Raw genomic sequence first — 20,717 nt, 5'->3', positions numbered from 1 at the left:
TGGCTAGCCCTCCTTCGGATGCCACAGTTTCAGCCGCAGTGCGTTCAGCAGTACCGAGATGCTGGACAGCGCCATCGCCGCGCCGGCAAAGACCGGATCGAGCAGACCGAAAGCCGCAAGCGGCAGGCCGATCAGGTTATAGGCGAAGGCCCAGGCCAGATTCTGCTTGATGCCGGCCTCGGTATGGCGCGCGATGTCGATGGCATCGGCCACCAAGGCCGGGTCGCCGCGCAGCAAGGTGATGCCGGCGGCGCCGATGGCGGCATCGGTGCCGGTGCCGATGGCGATGCCGATATCGGCGGCCGCCAATGCCGGCGCATCGTTGATGCCATCGCCCACCATGGCCACGATACCGCCGCTCCGCTTCAGCGCTGCAATATGCTGTGCCTTATGCTCGGGCAGGATTTCGGCTTCCACCTGATCGATACCGAGTTGGCGCGCCACCGACTGCGCGGCGCCGTGGCTGTCGCCAGACAGCATCACCGATGCAATGCCGCGTGCCTTCAACCGTGCGATGGCGCGGGCGGCATTGGGCTTGGGCGGATCGGCAAAGGCCAGCAGGCCGAGCAGCCTGCCATCTTCCGCCAGCCATGAAAGCCCGCAGCCCTGGGCTTCCCAGTCTTTCGCGCGGGCTTCCAGCGCTGCCGTGTCGATGCCGTTTTCCTGCATCAGCCGGCGGCTGCCCAGCAGCAGCTTGCGATTCATCAGCAGGCCGCTCAGGCCGCGGCCGGCCAGCACCCGCAGATCGCGCAGGGCAGGATTATCGGTGATGCCGCGCGCGGCGGCGGCTTCTCGCACGGCCAGGCCCAGCGGATGCGTGCTGGCGCTCTGCAAGGCGGCGGCATAGCGCAGCAGGGCGGCTTCATCGCTGCCTTGCGTAGTGGCCAGCGCCATCAGCTTCGGCTTGCCCTGGGTGAGCGTGCCGGTCTTGTCGAATGCCACCAGGGTGATCTGGCCGGCGCGTTCCAGCGCTTCGATATCGCGGATCAGGATGCCGTGTTTGGCGGCAACCCCGGTACCCACCATCAACGCGGCGGGTGTGGCCAGGCCCAGCGCGCAGGGGCAGGCAATCACCAGCAGCGCCACGGCATTCACGATGGCGCGCTCCACATCGCCGCCCAGGCTGGTCCAGAGCGCGAAGGTGACAACCGCCGCCAGCAGCACGGCGGGCACGAAGATGGCGCTCACCCGGTCCACCAAGCGCTGGATCGGCGCCTTGCCGGCCTGGGCGTCCTCCACCAGGCGCACGATGCGCGCCAGCATGGTTTCCTGGCCCACCGCGGTGATCTCCACCACCAGGCGGCCATCGCTGTTGATGCTGCCGGCGGCAACCCGGGCGCCGATGGTTTTTTCCACCGGCAGGCTTTCGCCGGTCAGCATGCTTTCATCAAGGCTGGCCTGGCCGTCGATAATCCGGCCATCGGCGGGCAGGGCTTCGCCGGCCAGCACCAGCACATGATCGCCCGGCTTCAACGCCGCAGAGGCCAGCATGATCTGCGTGCCGTCGCGCTGCAGCAGCCGCGCATGGGCGGGCTTCAGCTTCAGCAAGGCCTGCAGGGCTTCCACGGTGCGGCCCTTGGCGCGGGCTTCCAGCCATTTGCCCAGCAGCACGAAGGCAACCACGGCGGCGGCGCCTTCGAAATACAGATGCGGCATCACGTCTTCAGGCGCGGCATACCACAGCCACAGCGACAGGCCGAAGGCAGACGAGGTGCCCAACGCCACCAGCAGATCCATATTGCCCGCGCCCGCGCGCACAGCCTTGAAGCCCGCCACATAGAATCGCGCGCCGAGCCAGAATTGCACCGGGGCGGCCAGCATGGCCTGGAACCAGGCTTCATGCAGCAGATGCGGCACCCATTGCTGCGGCAACAGCATCGGCAGCAGCAGCGGCAGGGTAAACGCCAGGGCCAGCGCCGCATGCCAGCCATCGCGGAAGGCATTGGCCTTGCGGCGCGCCTCGCGGGCATCGGCGGCGGCGGTGTCGGGCGCGGCGGGATCGCGCAGCGTGGCGTGATAGCCCAGCTTCTCCACGGCTTCGGCCAAAGCGGCGGCCGGCAGGCTGCCATCTGTAATCACCCGGGCATTCTCGCTGGCCAGATTCACGCTGGCATCCAGCACGCCGGGCTGGCTCCGCAGCGCGGTTTCCACCCGGCGCGCACAGCCGGCGCAGGTCATGCCTTCGATGGCGAAATCCAGGCCGGAAGCAGCTTGGGCCTGGGCCTGGGCTTGTACTTGCGCCATTTGGGATTCTGGGCGGGATTCGGCAACGACGGCAGGCATGAAGGCTACTCCTGGGAAAGCGAACAGCCTGATGGATACTCCTTCCCATCGTAGGAAGGTCAAGCGGCATTTTCACATCCTTCCATCCGATCCGGATGGCTGCATTGATCCAAAGCAGCATGGCCTCCTGCACGGCCGTATACTGACCAAAGGATGACTTGCAAATCCGAGCCATTGCCAGGATGGTCTGGCCATGATGATGCCACTACCCCCCTTGCATAGCCTGACCGAGGATAGCCGGATTTCTTCCGGCTCTGGGATGGCTGGCGTGCCGGTCGCCTGCTGCCATATTGGCGCGATGTGGATTTCGGCCTGTTCGGCGCATTGCTGCCGCGCGTTCTGGTGATCGAGGTGAAAAGCGCCACGGCGGCGCCGTTCCTGTTCGTCGGCAGCGAAGTGGAGCGCCAGCTCGGCCAGGGCGAAAGCCTGATCGGCGCCGATTACATTGCCATGGTGCCGCCGGAGATGCGGGCCCTGCGCGGCGAGCTGTTGCTGCGCGAGGTGAGCCAGCCCTGTGCGGCTGCGAATATCAATCGCCTGCGCTATGCCTCGGGCGAGGAAGTGGCCGCAGAAGTGGTGTCGGCGCCGGTGCGGCCCGATGCGGATGACCAGCCGATGCGCCTGCTGGCCCTGGTTTCGGGTATCCCGGCACAGGGTGCTTCCGCCGATTTCGATCATGCTGCGCCCAGTATCGGCGCAGAATTACGTTTCTTTGATATCGGAGCGGGTATACCCTCTACTCGCGGCAGTTGATGAATTTATGTGACGATGCGGCTTGGTTGCGCGCTGCGGCAAGAGTATTATCACAGCCTAACAGGGCGGAATTCTTAAGGAAGCTACCCTTCCATGGCGATGCATAGCCCGATCAGCGGGGCAAGGCTTCTGATCGTTGATGATTCACCCAACGATCGTCGTTACTTGCGCACCGCGCTGTCTGCCGCCGGTTATGTGGTTGAAGAAGCCGATTCCGCCATTCAGGCGCAGAACACGCTGCGCGAGAACAGCTACGATCTGATCCTTCTCGATCTGGTTATGCCCGGCATGGGTGGGCTGGAATTGCTGCGCCTGCTGCCGGAGCGGCGTGACTATGCGGTGATCGTGGTATCCGCCGACGAGGATGTGCCCAGCAAGGTGGCGGCGCTGGATGCCGGGGCCAATGATTATGTCACCAAGCCCTATGATCTGGGCGAGATGCTGGCCCGGGTGCGCGCTGCCTTGCGCAGCCACGAGGCGGCGGCGGAAGCCGATGTGCTGCATGCCGGCGTTCTTACCCTGTCCAAGCTGAACCATGTGGCCCGGATCGGCGACCGCCAGGTGCCGCTCAGCGTGATGCAATACCGGCTGCTGGCTTTGCTGGCCTCGCGTGCCGGGCAGGTTGTACCGCTGGAGCAGATCGTGCGCGAATTATGGGGCCGCGATGGCGCCCATCAGCGCCAGTCACTGCGCGTGCTGGTGAAAAAGCTGCGCGACAAGATCGAGCCACGGATGGATAAATCCACCCTGCTATGCACCGAGCCCGGCATCGGCTACCGGCTGCTGGGCTAGCATCCGAAGAATCCTAGCGCAGGCGTTGTATCTCCGGCTCGCGGCTGGGCCGGCAGAATTCCTCCTGCCCCTGGGCATAGGGCATTTCGCTGTCGCCATTCTGCAGCGCCAGTTTCAGCAATCCGTAGCAGCCCGCCATGGCGAAGCCCAACGCCTTCTTGGGGGTTTTGCCGCGTAGCAGGCGCACCAGGAACAGCGCTGCGAATAGATCGCCGGATCCTTTCGCAACCCCGCTTCCCAGATCGGGCATATGGGCCAGCCAGGCGCCGTCATCGGTGATCGCCAGCGCCTCGGCGCGGCCCAGGCCGGCATCGCGGCGGCGCAGGCTGGTAACCACCACGCAGCGTGTGCCGGGCACGGCCGGCGGTTTCATGCGGTTCAGCAGGCCGGTCGCCGACGCCATGATGCCGGCCAGCGTGTCGGTGCGGGTACCGGTCAGGTAATCCAGCTCGAAATGATTGGGCGTACAGATATCGGCGCGCGGCAGCAGCACATCGCGGATGAATCCGGCCAGCTCGGCCTGCACATACAGCCCGGTATCGGCATCGCCCAGCACCGGGTCGCACAGATAGGGTATGGCCGGGTTGGCACCCTGCAGGCGGTCGATCAGGCCAGGCAATTGCGCGGCAAAATCCACACGGCCGAGCCAGCCGGTGAGCAGCCCGGCAAGCTGCGCCCAATCCGGCCGCGCCGCCAGGGCGTCGATCCAGGCGGCAAAGGCTGCCGGCGGAATGAAATGCGGCGCCGGGGCCGCGCCGGGATATTGCGCGGCATGGCCGGGATGTTGGGCCAGGATGGCGGCCGGCACGGCCCAGACCTCGTAACCATGGCGCATCAGCGGCAACAGGGCGGCGGAATTGCCTACATGCCCGTGAATCACCTGGCTTTGAATGCTCAACACCGCCGGCATCGATCCCCTCGAATCACCACGGACCCTTTGCTAATGCAGCGGGCAAAGCTTGCCACGCATTTCGTCAGGTTTATAGTGGCCGCGTTCTACCCCGGATCTTCCAGACAAGAGGCTTGCATGGCCCAGCAAGTAAGGCCCCGCCGCTCCGTGCTCTATATGCCGGGTTCCAATGCCCGGGCGTTGGACAAGGCGCGCAGCCTGCCTGCCGATGGCCTGATCCTGGATCTGGAAGATGCCGTGGCCCCCGATGCCAAGGCGCTGGCCCGCGAGCAGGTTTGTGCCGCCGTGCAGGCCGGCGGCTATGGCAACCGCGAACTGATCATCCGCATCAACGGCCTGGATACGCCCTGGGGGCTGGACGATATCGCCGCCGCCGCATCCGCCAAGCCCCATGCCATCCTGCTGCCCAAGGTGGAAACCGCCGAACAGGTGCATCAGGCCGTGGCGCTGATGGAACGCAACGGCGCCCCGAACGATCCCCTGGCCGGCACCACATTGTGGTGCATGATGGAAACGCCCAAAGGCATCCTGCATGCCGAGGCGATTGCCTCCGCCTCGCCGCGCATCGGCTGCCTGGTGATGGGTACCTCCGATCTGGTGAAGGATCTGAATGCCAGGCACACGCCGCTGCGCCTGCCGGTGGCCGCGTCGCTGTCGCTCTGCCTGCTGGCGGCGCGCGCTTATGGCCTGGCGATCCTGGATGGCGTGCATCTCGATCTCGATGACGATGCCGGTTTCAAGGCCGCCTGCGAACAGGGCCTGGAATACGGTTTCGATGGCAAGACGCTGATCCATCCCAAACAGGTCGAACCCTGCAACGCGGTATTCGCGCCCAGCGAAGCCGAGGTGGCACGCGCATACAAGATCATCGCCGCCTTCGAGGCTGCCCGCGCCGAAGGCAAGGGCGTGGTGCTGGTGGATGGCAAGCTGATCGAGAATCTGCATGTGGAGCAGGCCAGGCGGTTGGCGGCGCTGGCCGAAGCGATTCAGGCGAAATAGGCCGGTTCGGGCGAAAGCGGGCCGATGCCGCCGCGCACGGATAACGAAGACCGGCCGGATATGAAAGCTGTGGGGTGGACGCGATGAACAACAAGACCAGTTCCGGCAATTTTCTTGAGGATTTCCGGCTCGACCAGGAAATCCGCCATGCTACGCCGCGCACGGTTGGCTGGGGCGATGTAGCGCTTTACACCGCGCTCTATGGCAGCCGCTTTCCGGTCTTTTCGGGTGATAGCTTCAGCCGCAAGCTCGGCCTCAAGCGGGCCCCGGTGGAAGACCTGCTGGCCTTCCATATCGTGTTCGGCAAAACCGTGCCCGACATCTCGCTCAACGCGGTGGCCAATCTCGGCTATGCCGAATGCCGCTGGATGGCGCCGGTTTATCCGGGCGACACATTGCATGCGGTGAGCCGCGTGATCGGCATCAAGGAGAATTCCAACCGCAAGACCGGCGTGGTCTATGTGCGCAGCCAGGGCTACAAGGATGGCGACGAGCTGGTGCTGGATTATGTGCGCTGGGTGATGGTGAAGAAGCGCAACGAATCCACGCCGCTGGTGGCCGAACGCGTGCCGCAGCCGGCCTCTGCCGTGCGGCCCGAGCAGTTGCGCGTGCCTGCCGGCATCGATTTCAGCAAATACGATTACGAAATGGCCGGCAGCCCGCATGCCTGGGAAGATTATGCGGTGGGCGAGAAGATAGACCATATGGATGGCTCCACCATCGAGGAAGCCGAACACCAGATGGCCACCCGGCTGTATCAAAACACCGCCAAGGTGCATTTCGATCAGCACCGCCAGGGCCAGGAGCGGCTGGGCCGCCGGCTGGTCTATGGCGGCCATGTGATCAGCCTGGTGCGTTCGCTCAGCTTCAACGGCCTGGGCAATGCCACCTTTGTTGCCGCCATCAATGGCGGCCGGCATATCAATCCCACCGTGGCCGGCGATACCATCTATGCCTGGTCGGAAGTGACCGACAAGGCGGAAATCCCCGGCCGCAAGGATGTGGGCGCGCTGCGCATCCGCACGCTGGCCCTGAAGAACCATCCCGCCGATGGCTTCCCCGACAAGAACAGCGAAGGCAATTACCCGGACAATGCGGTGCTGTCGCTGGATTACTGGGTGCTGATGCCGCGCAGATAAGATTGGTTCGCAACTATGCCGCCCTGGTTTGCGACACCACGCCCACCAGCTTGCGATAGCCCGGCACGGAGAGTAATAAAGGCCTGGAATCGTTGACTTGGACGCGTTGACTTGCCGGGGGCGGGGCGTAGAATTTCCGCCGCTTTCGGAGCGTTTGGCCATCCCGGATTTCGGGGCCTCGGCCAGCGTGTCCCCCACCCGCGAAGGCAGATCATGGCGAATACCGACCGACCGCTCTCTCCCCATCTGCAAATCTATCGCTGGCCGCTCACCATGGCCTCGTCGATCCTGCATCGCGCCACCGGCGTGGGCCTGGCCGCCGGCACCCTGCTGCTGGCCTGGTGGCTAGTTGCCGCCGCCGCCGGCCCGCAATATTTCGCCCTGGTGCAGGGCCTGCTGGGATCCTGGCTCGGCCGGTTGATCATGCTGGGCTTCTCCTGGGCGTTGTTTTACCACCTGTGCAACGGCATCCGGCATCTGGCCTGGGATCTGGGCCATGGTTTCGAGAAGGCCACCGCCAAGACCGCCAGCATCCTGGTGATTTCGGCTTCGGTGATCCTGACCCTGCTGGCCTGGGTGCTGGCATATAGCTGGAAGTGAGGGCGCCATGAGCAGCAAGCCCGTGAAGACCCTGCGTTCTCCGCTCGGCCGCGTGCGCGGCCTGGGTTCCGCCAAAAGCGGCGTATCGCATTGGTGGCTGCAACGCGTCACCGCCGTGGCGTTGGTGCCGCTGGTGCTGATCCTGGCCGTGGTGCTGCTGCGCATCGGCACCGCCGATCATGCCGCCGTGGTTGCCGCTTTCCGCAATCCGCTGCTGGCCGTGTTGGCCGTGCTGGCGATCATCGCCGTGTTCTGGCATCTGCGCCTTGGCCTGCAGGTGGTGATCGAGGATTACATCCATGTCGAACGCAGCAAGATCGCCGTGCTGCTGGCCGTCACCTTCGCGGTGTTCCTGGTCGGCGCGCTGTGCCTGCTGTCGGTCCTGAAGCTGTTTTTCGGAGTGTGATCTAATGGCCGCCTATAACGTCACCGAACATTTCTACGATGTGGTGGTGGTTGGCGCCGGCGGTGCCGGCCTGCGCGCCACCATGGGCATGGCTGCTGCCGGCCTGAAAACCGCCTGTATCTCCAAGGTGTTTCCCACCCGCAGCCATACCGTGGCGGCGCAGGGCGGTATCTCGGCTTCGCTGGGCAATATGGGCGAGGACAAGTGGCAATGGCATATGTACGACACCGTGAAGGGGTCGGACTGGCTGGGCGACCAGGATGCCATCGAATATATGTGCCGCGAAGCGGTGCCCGCCGTGATCGAGCTGGAGCATTTCGGCGTGCCGTTCTCGCGCACCGAGGAAGGCAAGATCTACCAGCGTGCCTTCGGCGGCATGACCAAGGAATTCGGCAAATCGCCGGCCCAGCGCACCTGCGCCGCCGCCGACCGCACCGGCCATGCCATGCTGCATACGCTGTATCAGCAGTCGCTGAAATACGACACGGAATTCTTCATCGAGTATTTCGCGCTCGATCTGATCATGGACGATGAAGGCGCCTGCCGTGGCGTGATGGCCTGGAACCTGGCGGATGGCAGCATCCACCGCTTCCGCGCCCACACTGTCGTGCTGGCTACCGGCGGCTATGGCCGCGCCTATTTCAGCTGCACCTCGGCGCATACCTGCACCGGCGATGGCGGCGGCATGGTGCTGCGCGCCGGCCTGCCGTTGCAGGATATGGAATTCGTGCAATTCCATCCCACCGGCATCTACGGCGCCGGCTGCCTGATCACCGAGGGTGCGCGCGGCGAAGGCGGCTATCTGGTGAATTCCGCCGGCGAGCGCTTCATGGAACGCTATGCGCCGTCGGCCAAGGATCTGGCCTCGCGCGACGTTGTCAGCCGCGCCATGACCATGGAAATCCGCGAGGGCCGCGGCGTCGGCGCCCGCAAGGACCACATCTACCTGCATCTGGATCACCTGGAGCCGGCAGTGCTGGAAGAGCGCCTACCCGGCATCTCGGAAAGCGCCCGCATCTTCTCCGGCGTGGACGTGACCAAGCAGCCGATTCCGGTGCTGCCCACCGTGCATTACAATATGGGCGGCATCCCGACCAACTATCACGGCGAAGTGGTGACCTTGAAGGACGGCAACCCGGACAGCATCGTGCCCGGCCTGATGGCGATTGGCGAAGCCGCCTGCGTGTCGGTGCATGGCGCCAACCGCCTGGGTTCCAATTCGCTGATCGATCTGGTGGTGTTCGGTCGCGCCGCCGCCATCCGCGCCGCCAAGGTTGTCGAGAAGGGCGCCAAGCATCGCCCGCTCAGCAATGCCGGCGACGACGCGCTGGCGCGGCTGGATAAGTTCCGCAATGCCAAGGGCGGCAGCTCCACCGCGGTGATCCGCGACAAGATGCAGCGCACGATGCAGAATAATTGCGCGGTGTATCGCACCGGCGACGTGCTGGAAGAAGGCGTGAAGCTGATCGACCAGGTGCATACCATGATGCCCGATATCGGCGTGACCGATCGCGGGCTGGTATGGAATTCCGATCTGGTGGAAACGCTGGAGCTGGACAACCTGATCGGCCAGGCGGTGGTGACCATGCATGGCGCCGCCAACCGCAAGGAAAGCCGTGGCGCCCATGCCCGCGAGGATTATGCCGACCGCGACGACGAAAACTGGATGAAGCACACGCTGGCCTGGCTCGGCGAGAAGGGCAATGTCACCATCGATTATCGACCGGTGCATACCTACACGCTGACCAACGAAATCCAGTATATCGAACCCAAGAAGCGCGTTTACTGAGGATCGCCGATCATGGTCGCCTTCACCCTGCCGAAGAATTCCCGCCTCACCGAAGGCAAGTCGTATCCGGCGCCTGCCAAACAGGCTGGCCAGGAGCAGAAGCTCAAGACCTTCCGGGTCTATCGCTGGAATCCCGACGATGGCCAGAATCCGCATGTGGACACCTATACGGTGGACATGAACGATTGCGGCCCGATGGTTCTGGATGCGCTGATCAAGATCAAGAACGAGATCGATCCAACGCTCACCTTCCGGCGCTCCTGCCGCGAAGGCGTGTGCGGTTCCTGCGCCATGAATATCGATGGCGGCAACACGCTGGCCTGCACCAAGGCCTGCGATGATGTGCAGGGCGATGTGAAAATCTATCCGCTGCCGCATATGCCGGTGGTGAAGGATCTGGTGCCCGATCTCACCAACTTCTATGCGCAATACGCTTCCATCAAGCCCTGGCTGCAGGCGGAAAGCCCGGCGCCGGCGCGCGAACGGCCGCAATCGGCCGAGGAGCGCAAGAAGCTGGATGGCCTGTATGAGTGCATCCTGTGCGCCTGCTGCTCCACTTCCTGCCCCAGCTATTGGTGGAATTCCGACCGCTATCTCGGCCCCGCCGTGCTGTTGCAGGCCTATCGCTGGATCGCCGATAGCCGCGACGAGATGACCGGCGAGCGGCTGGATAACCTGGAAGATCCGTTCCGGCTGTATCGCTGCCACACCATCATGAATTGCACCAATACCTGCCCCAAGGGTTTGAACCCCGCGCAGGCCATTGGCGAAATCAAGCAGTTATTGGTCGAACGCCGCGGATGATTGCATTGAATAGTCCTTCAACGATAGGGCGAGGCGAGTGAATGCAACTATATGTTGCTTTTCTCGCGCGTGCCTTTCTCTGGAGAGATGATTTTTGCTGCGCTGCCTCGGGGCCTGTGGATAGTATACGGCGGAGCAGTCGCAGGTAGTTTATGCCGCACACCTCGAGAAATGCGCCGCGCCAACTGGCCAAGCTGAACCAGGAGCGTTTGCGCGAGATTGTCCGCGAGCACGAGGCCTACCTGGCCGGAGTGCTGGGCGCGAGGCCGGCGGAGCTTGCCTTTACCGATCTTTCGGATGTCGATCTGTCCGGCGCCAATCTGGCCCAGGCCAACCTCACCGGCGCCCGGCTGCATCGCACCCGGCTGGATGGCGCAAGGCTATCGCTGTCGAAATGCATGGGCGGCGATTTCCGCAATGCCACGCTGGATGGCGCCGACATGCGCTGGGCCGATATGCGCGGCGCCTGCCTGCGCGCCGCCGGGCTTAACGATGCCAATTTCGCCGAGATCAATGGCGGCCAGGCGGTAACGCCGGTTTATGATGCCGATGGCTATCTCAGCGAGGTGGAGTTGGGCGAGCGACCGCTGGATCTGTCGGGCGCCTCGGCGCAGCGGGCCGATCTGTCCGGCGCCAATCTGGGCAAGGCCTTCGCGCTGCATGCCGATTTCGCCGATGCCAATCTGGGCCAGGTCGATCTCACCGGCGCCGACATGCGCAAGGCGCAGCTGGTTTCGGCCCGGCTGGATGAAAGCAACCTGTCGGGCACCGATTTCAGCGGCGCCAATCTGTCCGGTGCCAACCTGGCCGGCGCCAGCATCGAGGGCGCCAATTTCAATGGCGCGGATTTGCGCGGCGCCATTCTGGATCCGGCCATGCGCGCGATGCCAGAATTCGCCGAAGCGCTGTTTGCCGCTATCTCGCGTTTCAGCCGCGACGAATTGCAGGCGGTGCTGCAAAGCCATGCCAGCTGGGTGACCAGCGAAGGCCGCGAGGGCGAGCGCGCCGATCTGAGCGATTTCGATTTTCGCGGCATGAACCTGGTGGGCGTGAATCTGATGGGGGCGTTGCTGGAACGCGCCTGTTTCGCCGAGGCTGTGCTGACCAATGCCAATCTGGCGCTGGCGCGATTGAATTTCGCCGACATGCGCCTGGCCGACATGCGGCGCGCCAATCTGCGCGGCGCCAATCTCAGCCGCGCGATCCTGGATGGCGCCGATCTGTCTTTCGCCAACATGGCGGCGATCCGCGATGAAGCCCGCGCCGGCCGTGTGGCCCGCACCAACCTGGCTGCCGCCAAGCTGCAGAAAGCCAAGCTGACGGGCGCCAACCTCACCGGCATCAGCCTGATCGGCGCCGATCTGCGCCAAGCCGATCTCAGCCAGGCCAATCTGACCGGCGCCGATCTCAGCGATGGCCGCTTTCTCGGCGCCGTGCTTACCGAGGCGCTGCTCGCCGAAGCCCGGCTCGATGGCGCGAAAGACCTGCTGCTGCCGAATTGAGGGCGGTTATTTCGGCCGCTTGGCGATGAGTTGGTTGCCCTTGAAGCTCATCACGGTTTCGCCCTTGTGGTTCTCCACCCAGTATTGCACCAGCACGATGCCGCGATCCGGCTTGCTGACGGATTCGCGCACGGATTCGATGCGCGCCTTGGCATAAAGCGTGTCGCCGGGGCGCACCGGTTTCAGGAACCGCAATTCATCCAGGCCCGGTGAACCCATGCTGCCTTTGCCGATCAGCCCGGCCTGGATCAGCATACGCAGCGCCAGCGCGCCGGTCTGCCAGCCGGAGGCAATCAGGCCGCCGAAGATCGAACGCTGCGCGGCTTCGCGGTCGAGATGGAAGGGTTGCGGATCGTAGCGTAACGCGAAATCCAGCACATCGGATTCCGCCAGGCTCACGCCATCGGCTTCCACCACTTCGCCTACGCTGTAATCTTCAAGATAACGATCGACTGTCGGCATATCCGATAAATCTCCCTACAGAGTCCGGTGATGAAAAAAGTCAGTCATGTCGGCCAGCAGCGCATCGGGCTGTTCCATGGCCACGAAATGCCCGCCGCGCGGCAGGGCTTTTTGCTGCACGACATTATAGCCGCGCGCCAGCCAGCCTGGCGGCGAAGGCGGCACCAGATCCCACGGCGGCAATAGAAAAGCCGTGGGCGGCGCGCAGAAATCGGTTTTGCCCATGGCCAGTTCGCGGCGTGCCACGGCGGCGTGATAAAGCCAGGTGGCGGTGGCCGCGGTATCGCTGAACCAGTAAAGCGAAATGATCGCCAGCATGGCATCCATGCTGAAGGGCGGGTCTTTCGCCGCCGGTGCATTGGGCCGGCCGTGGAATTTCTCCACGATCCAGCCGGCCAGCCCGGCCGGGCTGTCGCTCAGGCCATAGCCCAGCGTGGTGGGCTTGGTGCTCTGGATGGCGAAATAGCCGCCCTCCATGGCGTGGCGCTGCTTGGTTTCCGCCGCCCAGGCTTTTTCTTCATCGCTTAAAGCCGTCGTCACCGGCGGCCGCAGCGGCACCATGTTGAGATGCAGGGCCGCCACATGATCGGCATAATCGATGCCCAGCCAGGAGGCCACGATGGAGCCCCAATCGCCGGCCTGCACGAAAAAGCGCTCAAAGCCCAGCACATCCACCATCAGGCCGCGATAGAGTGCGGCAATGGCACGCGGGCCGATGGGCGCATGCAGCGGTGTGGAATAGCCATAGCCCGGCAAGCTGGGGCAGATCACCGTGCAGGCATCGGCCGCGTTGCCGCCGAAGCGCGCCGGATCGGTCAACCGCTCCAGCATCTCGATGAATTCATACACCGCGCCGGGCCAGCCATGCAGCAGCAGCAACGGGCGTGGCGCTGCCGATTTGCCATGCGCCACCAGATAATGCAGCACCTGCTCTTCGTGCCCATCGTTGCGCGGTAGGCTTACGCGGAATTGCGGCCAGGCATTCAATCGCGCTTCCCAATGCCGCCAATCGAAATCATGCCGCCAATGCCGCAGCAGGCTGCGCATGTAATCCACATTGCTGCCATAGCGCCAGCCGGCATCGCGCGGTTGCTGCGGCAGGCGTGTGCGATCCAGCCGCGTATGCAGATCGGCGATGGCGCTGTCTGGCACGTTGATGCGGAAGGGCATCGGCTGATGGATTGGGGGTTGCGCGCTCAACTGCAATACCCGCTGCCGCTTTGCAGGCAGTCCAGCTTGCGTTCGGCGCGGTCGCGTTCCTGGCGCGCGCGGGTCGCTTCATCCTGCAGGCAATCGCTGTAGCGCGTCATCTGGCTGGCATAGCTGCGGGTTTCCGAGCGGCATTGCGACAGGCTGGAAGCATCGGCGCCGGCTTGCAGGCGATCCAGGCAAAGCGGCGCGCGTGGCGGCGTGGCGCAGCGCATGGGCTGTGCCATGGCCGTTGCCGGTATGAGCAGGGCTATCGCAAAGGCAATGCGCATGGCCGGCCTCTCTGGTTTCCTCTTTGCCGCCAAGCCAGCCACAGCGGGGCCGGCTTGGCAAGGGGAAAGCCGGGCGTCAGAGGCCTTCTGACGCTAGGGCAGCGAAGCTGGCCAGCCAATGCTCGCCGCCATAATGCCCGCTTTCCAGAAAAGGCAGGCTGGCGGCGCTATGGGCTTCGGCCAACGCCAGCAGCTTTGCGCTATGCGCCGGCAGGATCGCGCTTATGCCCCGCAGGCACCAGGCGCGCGAGAGATTGAGGCCATCCAGATGCACGCCCTTGGCATCTGCACGATCCTGCACCATGGCCGGGCGGTAGACGGCGGCATCGGGCAGGAAGGCCGCAAACCATCCGGCGAATTCTTCGGCCGGCAGCACGCGTGCCATCAGCAGGGCTTCCACCAGGCCGCCGGAAAGGAAGTCGTCGCCATTGGGCTCGTAATGCGCAGGATAATCACGATCCTTGAGAAAGCAGCGCCGCGCGGCCTGGGCGATCCAGTCCTTTGCCGCTACGTCCTGCATCACCTCGGCATGATACAATGCCAGCAACAGCCCGAAGGCGGTGTTGTAATGGGTGCCGACGCGGATCGGATACCCCAGCTTTTGCAGGTAGGCCGGAAAGGCCTTGGCGAGCCAGCTTTCCAGCGGCGCCAGTGCGGCGCCCCAAAGCGCCGCACGCGGATGCTGCCATTGCCGCAATTCGGCAGCCAGCGCCAGCAGCCAGCCCCAGCCATAGGGCCGCTCATAGCCGGCGCGGCCCGGCGCCAGGAAATACGAGGCCTCGATGCGGCCGGCCTCGGGCGTGAAATGGCTGTCGAACAACGCCTCGGCCTGGGCGGCGATATCCAGATCGGGAAACCGCCGCAGGCAGCGCGCCAGCAGCCACCAGCCATGCACGGCGGAATGCCAATCATAGCTGCCATAGAAGATCGGATGCAGCGCGCGCGGCGAGGCCAGATCGTCCGGCCCGTTCAGCAGATGCGCCAGGTGATTGGGATATTCGCTGGCCAGGTTGCGCAAGGGCAGGGCGGCGAAGCGAAGCGCCTGATTGCGGGTGAGCATGCTCAGCCTCCCTGGATTTGCTGCTTCGGAAAGCGTTCGCGGATACGCTTGAGCAGGCCGTCGCGCACCTCGCGATAGGCCTGCAGGCGCTGGTCTCGGTTGCCTTCAACGATCGAGGGGTCGAAGGTATTCCAGAATTCCACGTCGCAGGCCATGGTGCGCGTCATCTCCAGCGCGCGGTGATGCGCCTCGGGCGATAGCGTGATGATCAGATCGAAGGAACTGTCTTCCAGATCGTCGAAGCTTTTCGGCCGATGCTTGCCGATATCGATGCCGATCTCGTCCAGCACCTCGGCGGCCAGCGGATCCAGGCTGCCTTTGCGCACGCCCACGGAATCGACGAAGACCTGGCGCGGAAACATTTGTTTCAGGATCGCCTCCGCCATCGGCGAACGGATGCTGTTCATGGTGCAACTAAACAGCACGCTGCCAGGGAGGCTACCGGGGGCGCTGCCAGGGAGGCTGCCGGGGGCGCTGCCGGTCATGGATCAGCCCCGAATGTGCAATACGCAGATCAGGGTGAACAGCCGGCGGGCGGAATCGAAATCGGTGTCGATCTTGCCCTTCAGCCGCTCCATCAGCAGCGTCGATCCCTCGTTATGCACGCCGCGCCGCGCCATATCGAGGGTCTCGATCTTGCTGGGCGTGGCATGCTTGATGGCCTCGAAATAGCTTTCGCAGATCTCGAAATAATCCTTCACGATGCGCCGGAACGGCGACAGCGCCAGAATGATCTTGCCGAGCGGCTGCTGGCCTCCGTCGCGGATATCGAAAACCAGGCGGTTTTCCTCGATGCCCAGCACCAGGGCAAACGGTCCCTGATCGGCATGGGCACCGATCGGCGAGAATACGTTCTGCTCCAGCAGATCGAAAATCGCTACGTTGCGCTCATGCTCGATATCGGGCGAGCGGCGCACCAGGCTGCGCTCGTCGAGCTGCACATCCACCAGTTTATGATTGCCCGGCTTGTCGGTCATCTCTGCCTGTTCAGGTCTGATCCAGCCGGATGGTCACGGAAAGCCCATGCGCGTGCAAGCCTTCCGCTTCCGCCAGTTTGGCGGCAGCTGGGCCGATTTTGGCCAGCGAGGCCGCATCGCAGCGCACCAGGGTGGTGCGTTTCATGAAATCCAGCAGATTCAGCCCGCTGGCAAAGCGGGCAGCGCCTGCCGTGGGCAGCACATGGTTGGGCCCGGCCACGTAATCGCCGATGGCTTCCGGGGTATACCGGCCCAGGAAGATCGCACCGGCATGGCGCACATGGGCAGCCAGCGCCTCGGGGTCTTCGATGGCGAGTTCCAGATGTTCGGGCGCGATGCGGTCGATCAGCAAGGGCGCTGCGGCCAGGCTCGGCACGGCGATCAGCGCGCCGAATTTCGCCCAGCTTGCAGCCGCGATATTGCCGCGCGGCATGCTGGCCAGCCGCGCGGTGACGGCATGGCCCACCCGGGCGGCGAAATCGGCATCGTCGGTGATCAGCACCGATTGCGCCACTTCGTCATGTTCGGCCTGGCTCAGCAGATCGGCGGCGATCCAGTCGGGGTCGTTCAGCTTGTCGGCCACCACCAGGATTTCCGATGGTCCGGCCGGATTGTCGATGCCCACCTGGCCGAAAACCTGGCGCTTGGCGGCGGCCACATAGGCATTGCCGGGGCCGGTGATCTTGTCGACCGCCTGGATGCTTTCGGTGCCATAGGCCAGCGCCGCCACGGCTTGCGCGCCGCCCACGCGGTAAACCTCATGCACGCCGGCCAGCTTCAACGCCGCCATCACCAGGGGATTCAACTCCTCGCCCGGCGTGGGCACGCAAACCGCCACGCGGCGCACGCCCGCCACCATGGCCGGCAGCGCATTCATCAGCACGGAAGACGGATAGGCCGCCTTGCCGCCCGGCACGTAAAGCCCGGCGGCATCCAGCGGCGTCCAGCGATGGCCCAGGCCCACGCCTTGCGCATCGGTGTAGAAATCATCACTCGGCTTTTGGCGCGCATGAAACGCGCGGATGCGCTCGGCGGCGGTTTCCAGCGCCGCCATGGTGGCGGCATCCACCTTGGCGGCGGCGGCATCGATTTCGGCATCCGAAATCCGCAGGCCCAGCTTGCGGCTGTCCACGCGGTCGAATTTCTGATTCATGTCGTGCAGGGCTGCGTCGCCGCGCGCACGCACATCGGCGATGATCTTGGCCACCGTGTCGCCCATATCGGCTTCGGCATCGCGCTTGGATTTCACCAAAGCGTCGAACCGCGCCTCGAAATCCGGTTGGGCAGCATTCAGTTCAGTCGGCATCGAGAACTCCCCGGATCTTTTCGATCCAGCCACCCACCTCGGTGGGCCGGGTTTTCAGCGCGGCACGGTTCACCACCAGGCGCGATGTCACCTGCGCGATCACTTCCACTTCCGCCAGGCCATTGGCTTTCAAGGTCGCGCCGGTGGAAACCAGATCGACGATGCGCCGGCACAGGCCCAGCAAAGGCGCCAGTTCCATGGCGCCGTTCAGCTTGATGCATTCCGCCTGCACGCCCCGGCTGGCGAAATGCGCTTGCGTGATATGCGGATATTTGGTGGCCACGCGCACATGGCTCCAGCGCTGCGGATCGTCGCCTTCCTTCAAGGCCGCGGGTTCGGCCACCGACAGCCGGCAATGGCCGATATTCAAATCCAGCGGCGCATAGATTTCCGGGTAATCGAATTCCATCAGCACATCATTGCCGGCCACGCCCAACTGGGCCGCACCGAAGGCTACGAAGGTGGCCACATCGAAGCTGCGCACGCGGATGAATTCCAACCCCGGATGATTGGTGGCGAAGCGCAGCTTGCGCGAATTGTCGTCGTGGAATTCCGCCTCGGGCTCGATGCCGGCACACTTCAGCAGCGGCAGCACCTCCTTGAGGATGCGCCCCTTGGGCAGCGCCATCACCAGACTGTCTTTGCTCATGCTCGTCATACTTCCACATCACGATACAAAGTTTCCGCCGCGCGATGCCGGGGCGCCCGCCTTACCGGATAAGGCGCACCGGTATCGCGCAACTCGGCCTCGATGCATTCCACGTCCAGCCGCAGCAGGCCGCCGCCGGCAAATACCAGGGTCAGGCTGGCCGCCGCATCCTCGCCTGGCTCGGCCAGGATGGACAGCAATTCCAGCACGCGCTTCGGATCGCCCTGCTCGAAGCCCTGGCGGCGCACCCGCAGCACGCCATCGAAATGCAGGCCGGCGCGGTTGCGGAAATGCGGCTTGGCGCCCAGCTTGCGGCCCTCTCTCTCGTCTTCCCAGCGAAAGCGGTTGAGCAGCATGGCAAACCGCCGCTGGCCGGGCTGATAGGCGATATCGGCCAGCTTCAGGGTGGCATCCTGCAGGCAGGCCGACAGGACGGTAACGTCCTCGGCATCCTCGGCGCGCAGCCTCAGCGGGGTGAACATGGGGCGGGTGATCCTGCAAAACGTTCGCTATTTGTGCGGACCAGCCAATCCAGCCCGCAAAATACGCCGGTTATCTACCGCAGGACGCCCGGATTGACCAGTCGCGGGTGATTCGGGGGCGGGGCGGGTGTGGGATAAGGGTATGGACAAATATCACCAATTGATTATATTATACTTATCAATTGGTGATATTTGGAATGCCTATGCAGCCCGAAAGCCGAAATTCCGGTCTCCTGCCCGGCCAGCCCCGTCCATTGCAGACTTTTGCCTTGGAGGCGGATCGCGCGCGGCTGACCCCGGCAGCGGCTCAGGCGCTGCGCAATCTGGCGCAACAGTGGAAATTGAGCCGGCAGGAAGCCGCCGATCTGGTCGGCATGTCGGCCTCCACCTGGGATCGCCTGGCGGCCGATAAATGGCAGCAGAGCCTCAGCCAGGATCAGCTTACCCGTGCCTCGGCCTTGATCGGCATCTACAAGGGCCTGCATCTGCTGTTTGCCGATGCGATGGCGGATCGCTGGCCGAAGCTGCGCAACGCTGGTCCGTTGTTTGAAAACCGTTCGCCGGTGGAAGCGATGGTTGCCGGCGGCATTCCGCTGATGCTGGAAGTGCGCCGGCATGTGGACGCGTTGCGCGGCGGGCTGTGACGGATTGCCATCATGCAGGTGAACGGCTATCCGGTCGTGTTGCTCGCCGAACCACGCACGGTGCGGCTGGTAGCGACTGCGCGACTGCGCGATCCGGTGCTGCTGGGCTTGGTCAATAAAGATCAACTCGACGATCTGGCGGAAATCGAGGGTGCCACCAGCGGGCGGCTGACAGCGCAAGCCATAGGCAGCGCGCGGCTCGAACGCGGCGAATTGGTGGCCGGCATTCCCCACGCCTATTTCATCAACGCGGCTTTCGCCTATTGGCGCCCGCGCGATCTCAACCGTTTCAACGGTCCGGACCGCGGCGCCTGGTATGCGGCTTTCGCCGTGGAAACCTGCCTTGCGGAAGTAACCTTCCACATGACGCGGGAATTGGCACGAGTGGGCGAATATCAGGCTGTCGTCGATTACGCCGAAATGTTTGCCGCCTTCGCCGGGCATTTCATCGATCTGCGTAAGGTCATGCCGATGCCGCCCTGCCTGGATACCGATCCGGCCAAGGGCTATCCGGCCGGCAACGGATTGGCGCAGGCCTGTATTGCCGCTGGCCATAACGGCATTGTCTATCCATCGGTGCGACGGCCGGAAGGCGATTGCCTGGTGGCCTTGCTGCCACAGGCTGTGCAATCGGTGGCGCAAGGCGGCGTGCTGCGGTTGACCTGGCGCGGCAAACCGCAGCCCGGCATTGCCCGATTGGCTTAATTCCGCAGCCGCTCGATATCGGCGCCGCAGGCGGCCAGCTTTTCTTCCAGGCGCTCATAGCCGCGATCCAGGTGATAGACGCGGTTGACGGTGGTTTCGCCCTGGGCGGCCAGGCCGGCCAGCACCAGCGACACTGAGGCGCGCAGATCGGTGGCCATCACCGGCGCGCCGGTCAGGCCCTGCACGCCGCGCACCAGCGCAGACGTGCCATGCACCACGATATTGGCGCCCATGCGGGCCAATTCGGGCACATGCATGAAGCGGTTTTCGAAAATCGTTTCGGTGATCATCGAGGCGCCGTCGGCCAGCGTCATGATCGACATCACCTGGGCCTGCATGTCGGTGGGAAAACCGGGGAAGGGCTGGGTGAGGAAATCCACGCCTTTCAGGCGGCTGCCATTGCGCTTGATGGTGAGGCCGCGCGGCGTGGCGGCGATGTCGCAGCCGGCCTCCGCCAGCTTGTCGGTCACGGCCTCGATCAGATCGAGCCGCGCGCCCACCAGCTCCACCGCGCCGCCGGCAATCGCCACGGCGGCGGCATAGGTGCCGGTTTCGATACGGTCGGGCAGGATGGAATGTTCGGTGCCGCCCAGCGAGGTCTTGCCATGCACCACCAGGCGTTCGCTATCCACGCCCTCGATATCCGCGCCCATGCCGATCAGGCAGCGCGCCAGGTCGCCGATCTCCGGCTCGCGCGCCACATTCTCCAGCACCGTGGTGCCTTCGGCCAGGCAGGCGGCCATGAGAAGATTCTCGGTGGCGCCCACAGAAATCATCGGAAAGCGCACATGGGCGCCTTTCAGGCCCTTGCGCGCATGGGCCTTGATATAGCCGTTGCTGATCTCGATCTCGGCGCCGAGCTCGCGCAAAGCGGCGATATGCAGGTCCACCGGGCGGGTGCCGATGGCGCAGCCGCCGGGCAGGCTCACTTCCGCCTCGCCGCAGCGTGCCAGCAAGGGCCCCAGCACCAGCAC

The 20,717-nt window shown here is 64.3% G+C and carries 22 protein-coding genes and 1 pseudogene; 11 read left to right on the top strand and 12 right to left on the bottom strand.

Going from position 1 to position 20,717, the window contains the following annotated elements:
- Positions 1 to 3: 3 nt before the first annotated feature.
- Entirely contained in the window at positions 4 to 2,244 is a 2,241-nt protein-coding gene (locus tag KF827_RS16440; RefSeq protein ID WP_291007669.1) for a heavy metal translocating P-type ATPase, read from the bottom strand.
- 294 nt (positions 2,245 to 2,538) lie between these two features.
- Here KF827_RS16440 and KF827_RS16435 point away from each other — a divergent pair.
- Together KF827_RS16435 and KF827_RS16430 are read left to right on the top strand one after the other, a co-directional pair.
- Positions 2,539 to 3,036, top strand: a pseudogene (locus tag KF827_RS16435) (hypothetical protein); the annotation flags it as partial.
- Between the two features lie 93 nt (positions 3,037 to 3,129).
- Positions 3,130 to 3,828 (top strand): response regulator transcription factor, encoded by a 699-nt coding sequence (locus KF827_RS16430; protein WP_291007668.1) that lies wholly within the window; start codon positions 3,130 to 3,132, stop codon positions 3,826 to 3,828.
- Between the two features lie 13 nt (positions 3,829 to 3,841).
- Here the strand turns inward: KF827_RS16430 and pdxY are convergent, their stop codons facing one another.
- A complete protein-coding gene (gene pdxY / locus KF827_RS16425; RefSeq protein WP_291007667.1) occupies positions 3,842 to 4,738 on the bottom strand; it encodes a pyridoxal kinase in 897 nt (298 codons plus the stop codon).
- A gap of 117 nt (positions 4,739 to 4,855) precedes the next feature.
- On the opposite strand from pdxY, the gene KF827_RS16420 reads away from it, so the two are divergent.
- The 7 genes from KF827_RS16420 (at position 4,856) to KF827_RS16390 (ending at position 11,977) form a co-directional block, all read left to right on the top strand.
- Positions 4,856 to 5,737: a CoA ester lyase gene (locus tag KF827_RS16420; RefSeq protein WP_291007666.1), complete on the top strand. Its 882-nt coding sequence runs from the start codon at positions 4,856 to 4,858 to the stop codon at positions 5,735 to 5,737.
- An 83-nt stretch (positions 5,738 to 5,820) separates the two neighbouring features.
- Positions 5,821 to 6,876: a MaoC family dehydratase gene (locus KF827_RS16415; protein WP_291007665.1), complete on the top strand. Its 1,056-nt coding sequence runs from the start codon at positions 5,821 to 5,823 to the stop codon at positions 6,874 to 6,876.
- A gap of 213 nt (positions 6,877 to 7,089) precedes the next feature.
- A complete protein-coding gene (sdhC, locus tag KF827_RS16410; protein ID WP_291007664.1) occupies positions 7,090 to 7,476 on the top strand; it encodes a succinate dehydrogenase, cytochrome b556 subunit in 387 nt (128 codons plus the stop codon).
- A 7-nt stretch (positions 7,477 to 7,483) separates the two neighbouring features.
- Positions 7,484 to 7,882: a succinate dehydrogenase, hydrophobic membrane anchor protein gene (sdhD, locus tag KF827_RS16405; protein WP_291007663.1), complete on the top strand. Its 399-nt coding sequence runs from the start codon at positions 7,484 to 7,486 to the stop codon at positions 7,880 to 7,882.
- Between the two features lie 4 nt (positions 7,883 to 7,886).
- The gene (gene sdhA / locus KF827_RS16400; protein ID WP_291007662.1) at positions 7,887 to 9,671 is read left to right on the top strand and encodes a succinate dehydrogenase flavoprotein subunit; all 1,785 of its coding nucleotides are present in this window, start codon (positions 7,887 to 7,889) and stop codon (positions 9,669 to 9,671) included.
- A gap of 12 nt (positions 9,672 to 9,683) precedes the next feature.
- The gene (locus tag KF827_RS16395; RefSeq protein ID WP_291007661.1) at positions 9,684 to 10,475 is read left to right on the top strand and encodes a succinate dehydrogenase iron-sulfur subunit; all 792 of its coding nucleotides are present in this window, start codon (positions 9,684 to 9,686) and stop codon (positions 10,473 to 10,475) included.
- Positions 10,476 to 10,627: 152 nt separating this feature from the next.
- On the top strand, positions 10,628 to 11,977 hold the full coding sequence (locus tag KF827_RS16390) for a pentapeptide repeat-containing protein (protein ID WP_291007660.1): 1,350 nt from the start codon (positions 10,628 to 10,630) through the stop codon (positions 11,975 to 11,977).
- A 6-nt stretch (positions 11,978 to 11,983) separates the two neighbouring features.
- Here the strand turns inward: KF827_RS16390 and KF827_RS16385 are convergent, their stop codons facing one another.
- The 9 genes from KF827_RS16385 to KF827_RS16345 form a co-directional block, all read right to left on the bottom strand.
- The gene (locus KF827_RS16385; RefSeq protein ID WP_291007658.1) at positions 11,984 to 12,439 is read right to left on the bottom strand and encodes a MaoC family dehydratase; all 456 of its coding nucleotides are present in this window, start codon (positions 12,437 to 12,439) and stop codon (positions 11,984 to 11,986) included.
- Between the two features lie 15 nt (positions 12,440 to 12,454).
- The gene (locus KF827_RS16380; RefSeq protein WP_291007657.1) at positions 12,455 to 13,639 is read right to left on the bottom strand and encodes an epoxide hydrolase; all 1,185 of its coding nucleotides are present in this window, start codon (positions 13,637 to 13,639) and stop codon (positions 12,455 to 12,457) included.
- A complete protein-coding gene (locus KF827_RS16375; RefSeq protein WP_291007655.1) occupies positions 13,636 to 13,920 on the bottom strand; it encodes a hypothetical protein in 285 nt (94 codons plus the stop codon). Before KF827_RS16375 ends, KF827_RS16380 begins: the two co-directional genes overlap by 4 nt.
- A gap of 76 nt (positions 13,921 to 13,996) precedes the next feature.
- The gene (locus KF827_RS16370) at positions 13,997 to 14,980 is read right to left on the bottom strand and encodes a DUF2891 domain-containing protein (protein ID WP_291007653.1); all 984 of its coding nucleotides are present in this window, start codon (positions 14,978 to 14,980) and stop codon (positions 13,997 to 13,999) included.
- Between the two features lie 2 nt (positions 14,981 to 14,982).
- Entirely contained in the window at positions 14,983 to 15,465 is a 483-nt protein-coding gene (locus KF827_RS16365) for a low molecular weight phosphatase family protein (RefSeq protein WP_291007651.1), read from the bottom strand.
- A 3-nt stretch (positions 15,466 to 15,468) separates the two neighbouring features.
- Complete coding sequence (locus tag KF827_RS16360; protein WP_291007648.1) at positions 15,469 to 15,957, bottom strand: UPF0262 family protein; 489 nt, start codon at positions 15,955 to 15,957, stop codon at positions 15,469 to 15,471.
- A 10-nt stretch (positions 15,958 to 15,967) separates the two neighbouring features.
- The gene (gene hisD, locus KF827_RS16355; protein WP_291007646.1) at positions 15,968 to 17,263 is read right to left on the bottom strand and encodes a histidinol dehydrogenase; all 1,296 of its coding nucleotides are present in this window, start codon (positions 17,261 to 17,263) and stop codon (positions 15,968 to 15,970) included.
- Positions 17,253 to 17,912, bottom strand: coding sequence for an ATP phosphoribosyltransferase (gene hisG, locus KF827_RS16350; RefSeq protein WP_291007644.1), 660 nt, complete (start codon positions 17,910 to 17,912; stop codon positions 17,253 to 17,255). The genes hisD and hisG overlap by 11 nt, the downstream gene beginning before the upstream one ends.
- Positions 17,913 to 17,917: 5 nt before the next feature.
- Positions 17,918 to 18,394 (bottom strand): DUF2948 family protein, encoded by a 477-nt coding sequence (locus tag KF827_RS16345; protein WP_291007642.1) that lies wholly within the window; start codon positions 18,392 to 18,394, stop codon positions 17,918 to 17,920.
- A 269-nt stretch (positions 18,395 to 18,663) separates the two neighbouring features.
- Here KF827_RS16345 and KF827_RS16340 point away from each other — a divergent pair, with 269 nt between their 5' ends.
- Both KF827_RS16340 and KF827_RS16335 read left to right on the top strand, forming a co-directional pair.
- A complete protein-coding gene (locus KF827_RS16340; protein WP_291007640.1) occupies positions 18,664 to 19,038 on the top strand; it encodes an antitoxin Xre-like helix-turn-helix domain-containing protein in 375 nt (124 codons plus the stop codon).
- 12 nt (positions 19,039 to 19,050) lie between these two features.
- Entirely contained in the window at positions 19,051 to 19,743 is a 693-nt protein-coding gene (locus KF827_RS16335; RefSeq protein ID WP_291007638.1) for an RES family NAD+ phosphorylase, read from the top strand.
- Here the strand turns inward: KF827_RS16335 and murA are convergent.
- Positions 19,740 to 20,717, bottom strand: a 978-nt coding sequence (gene murA, locus KF827_RS16330) for a UDP-N-acetylglucosamine 1-carboxyvinyltransferase (RefSeq protein ID WP_291007636.1), incomplete at its 5' end; no start/stop codon positions are given. The genes KF827_RS16335 and murA overlap by 4 nt on opposite strands.

This window comes from Ferrovibrio sp., from assembly GCF_019636075.1.
GTDB lineage: Bacteria > Pseudomonadota > Alphaproteobacteria > Ferrovibrionales > Ferrovibrionaceae > Ferrovibrio.
Note: the sequence above shows the minus strand (reverse complement) of the source record. Positions and strands in the feature narration are given on the sequence as shown.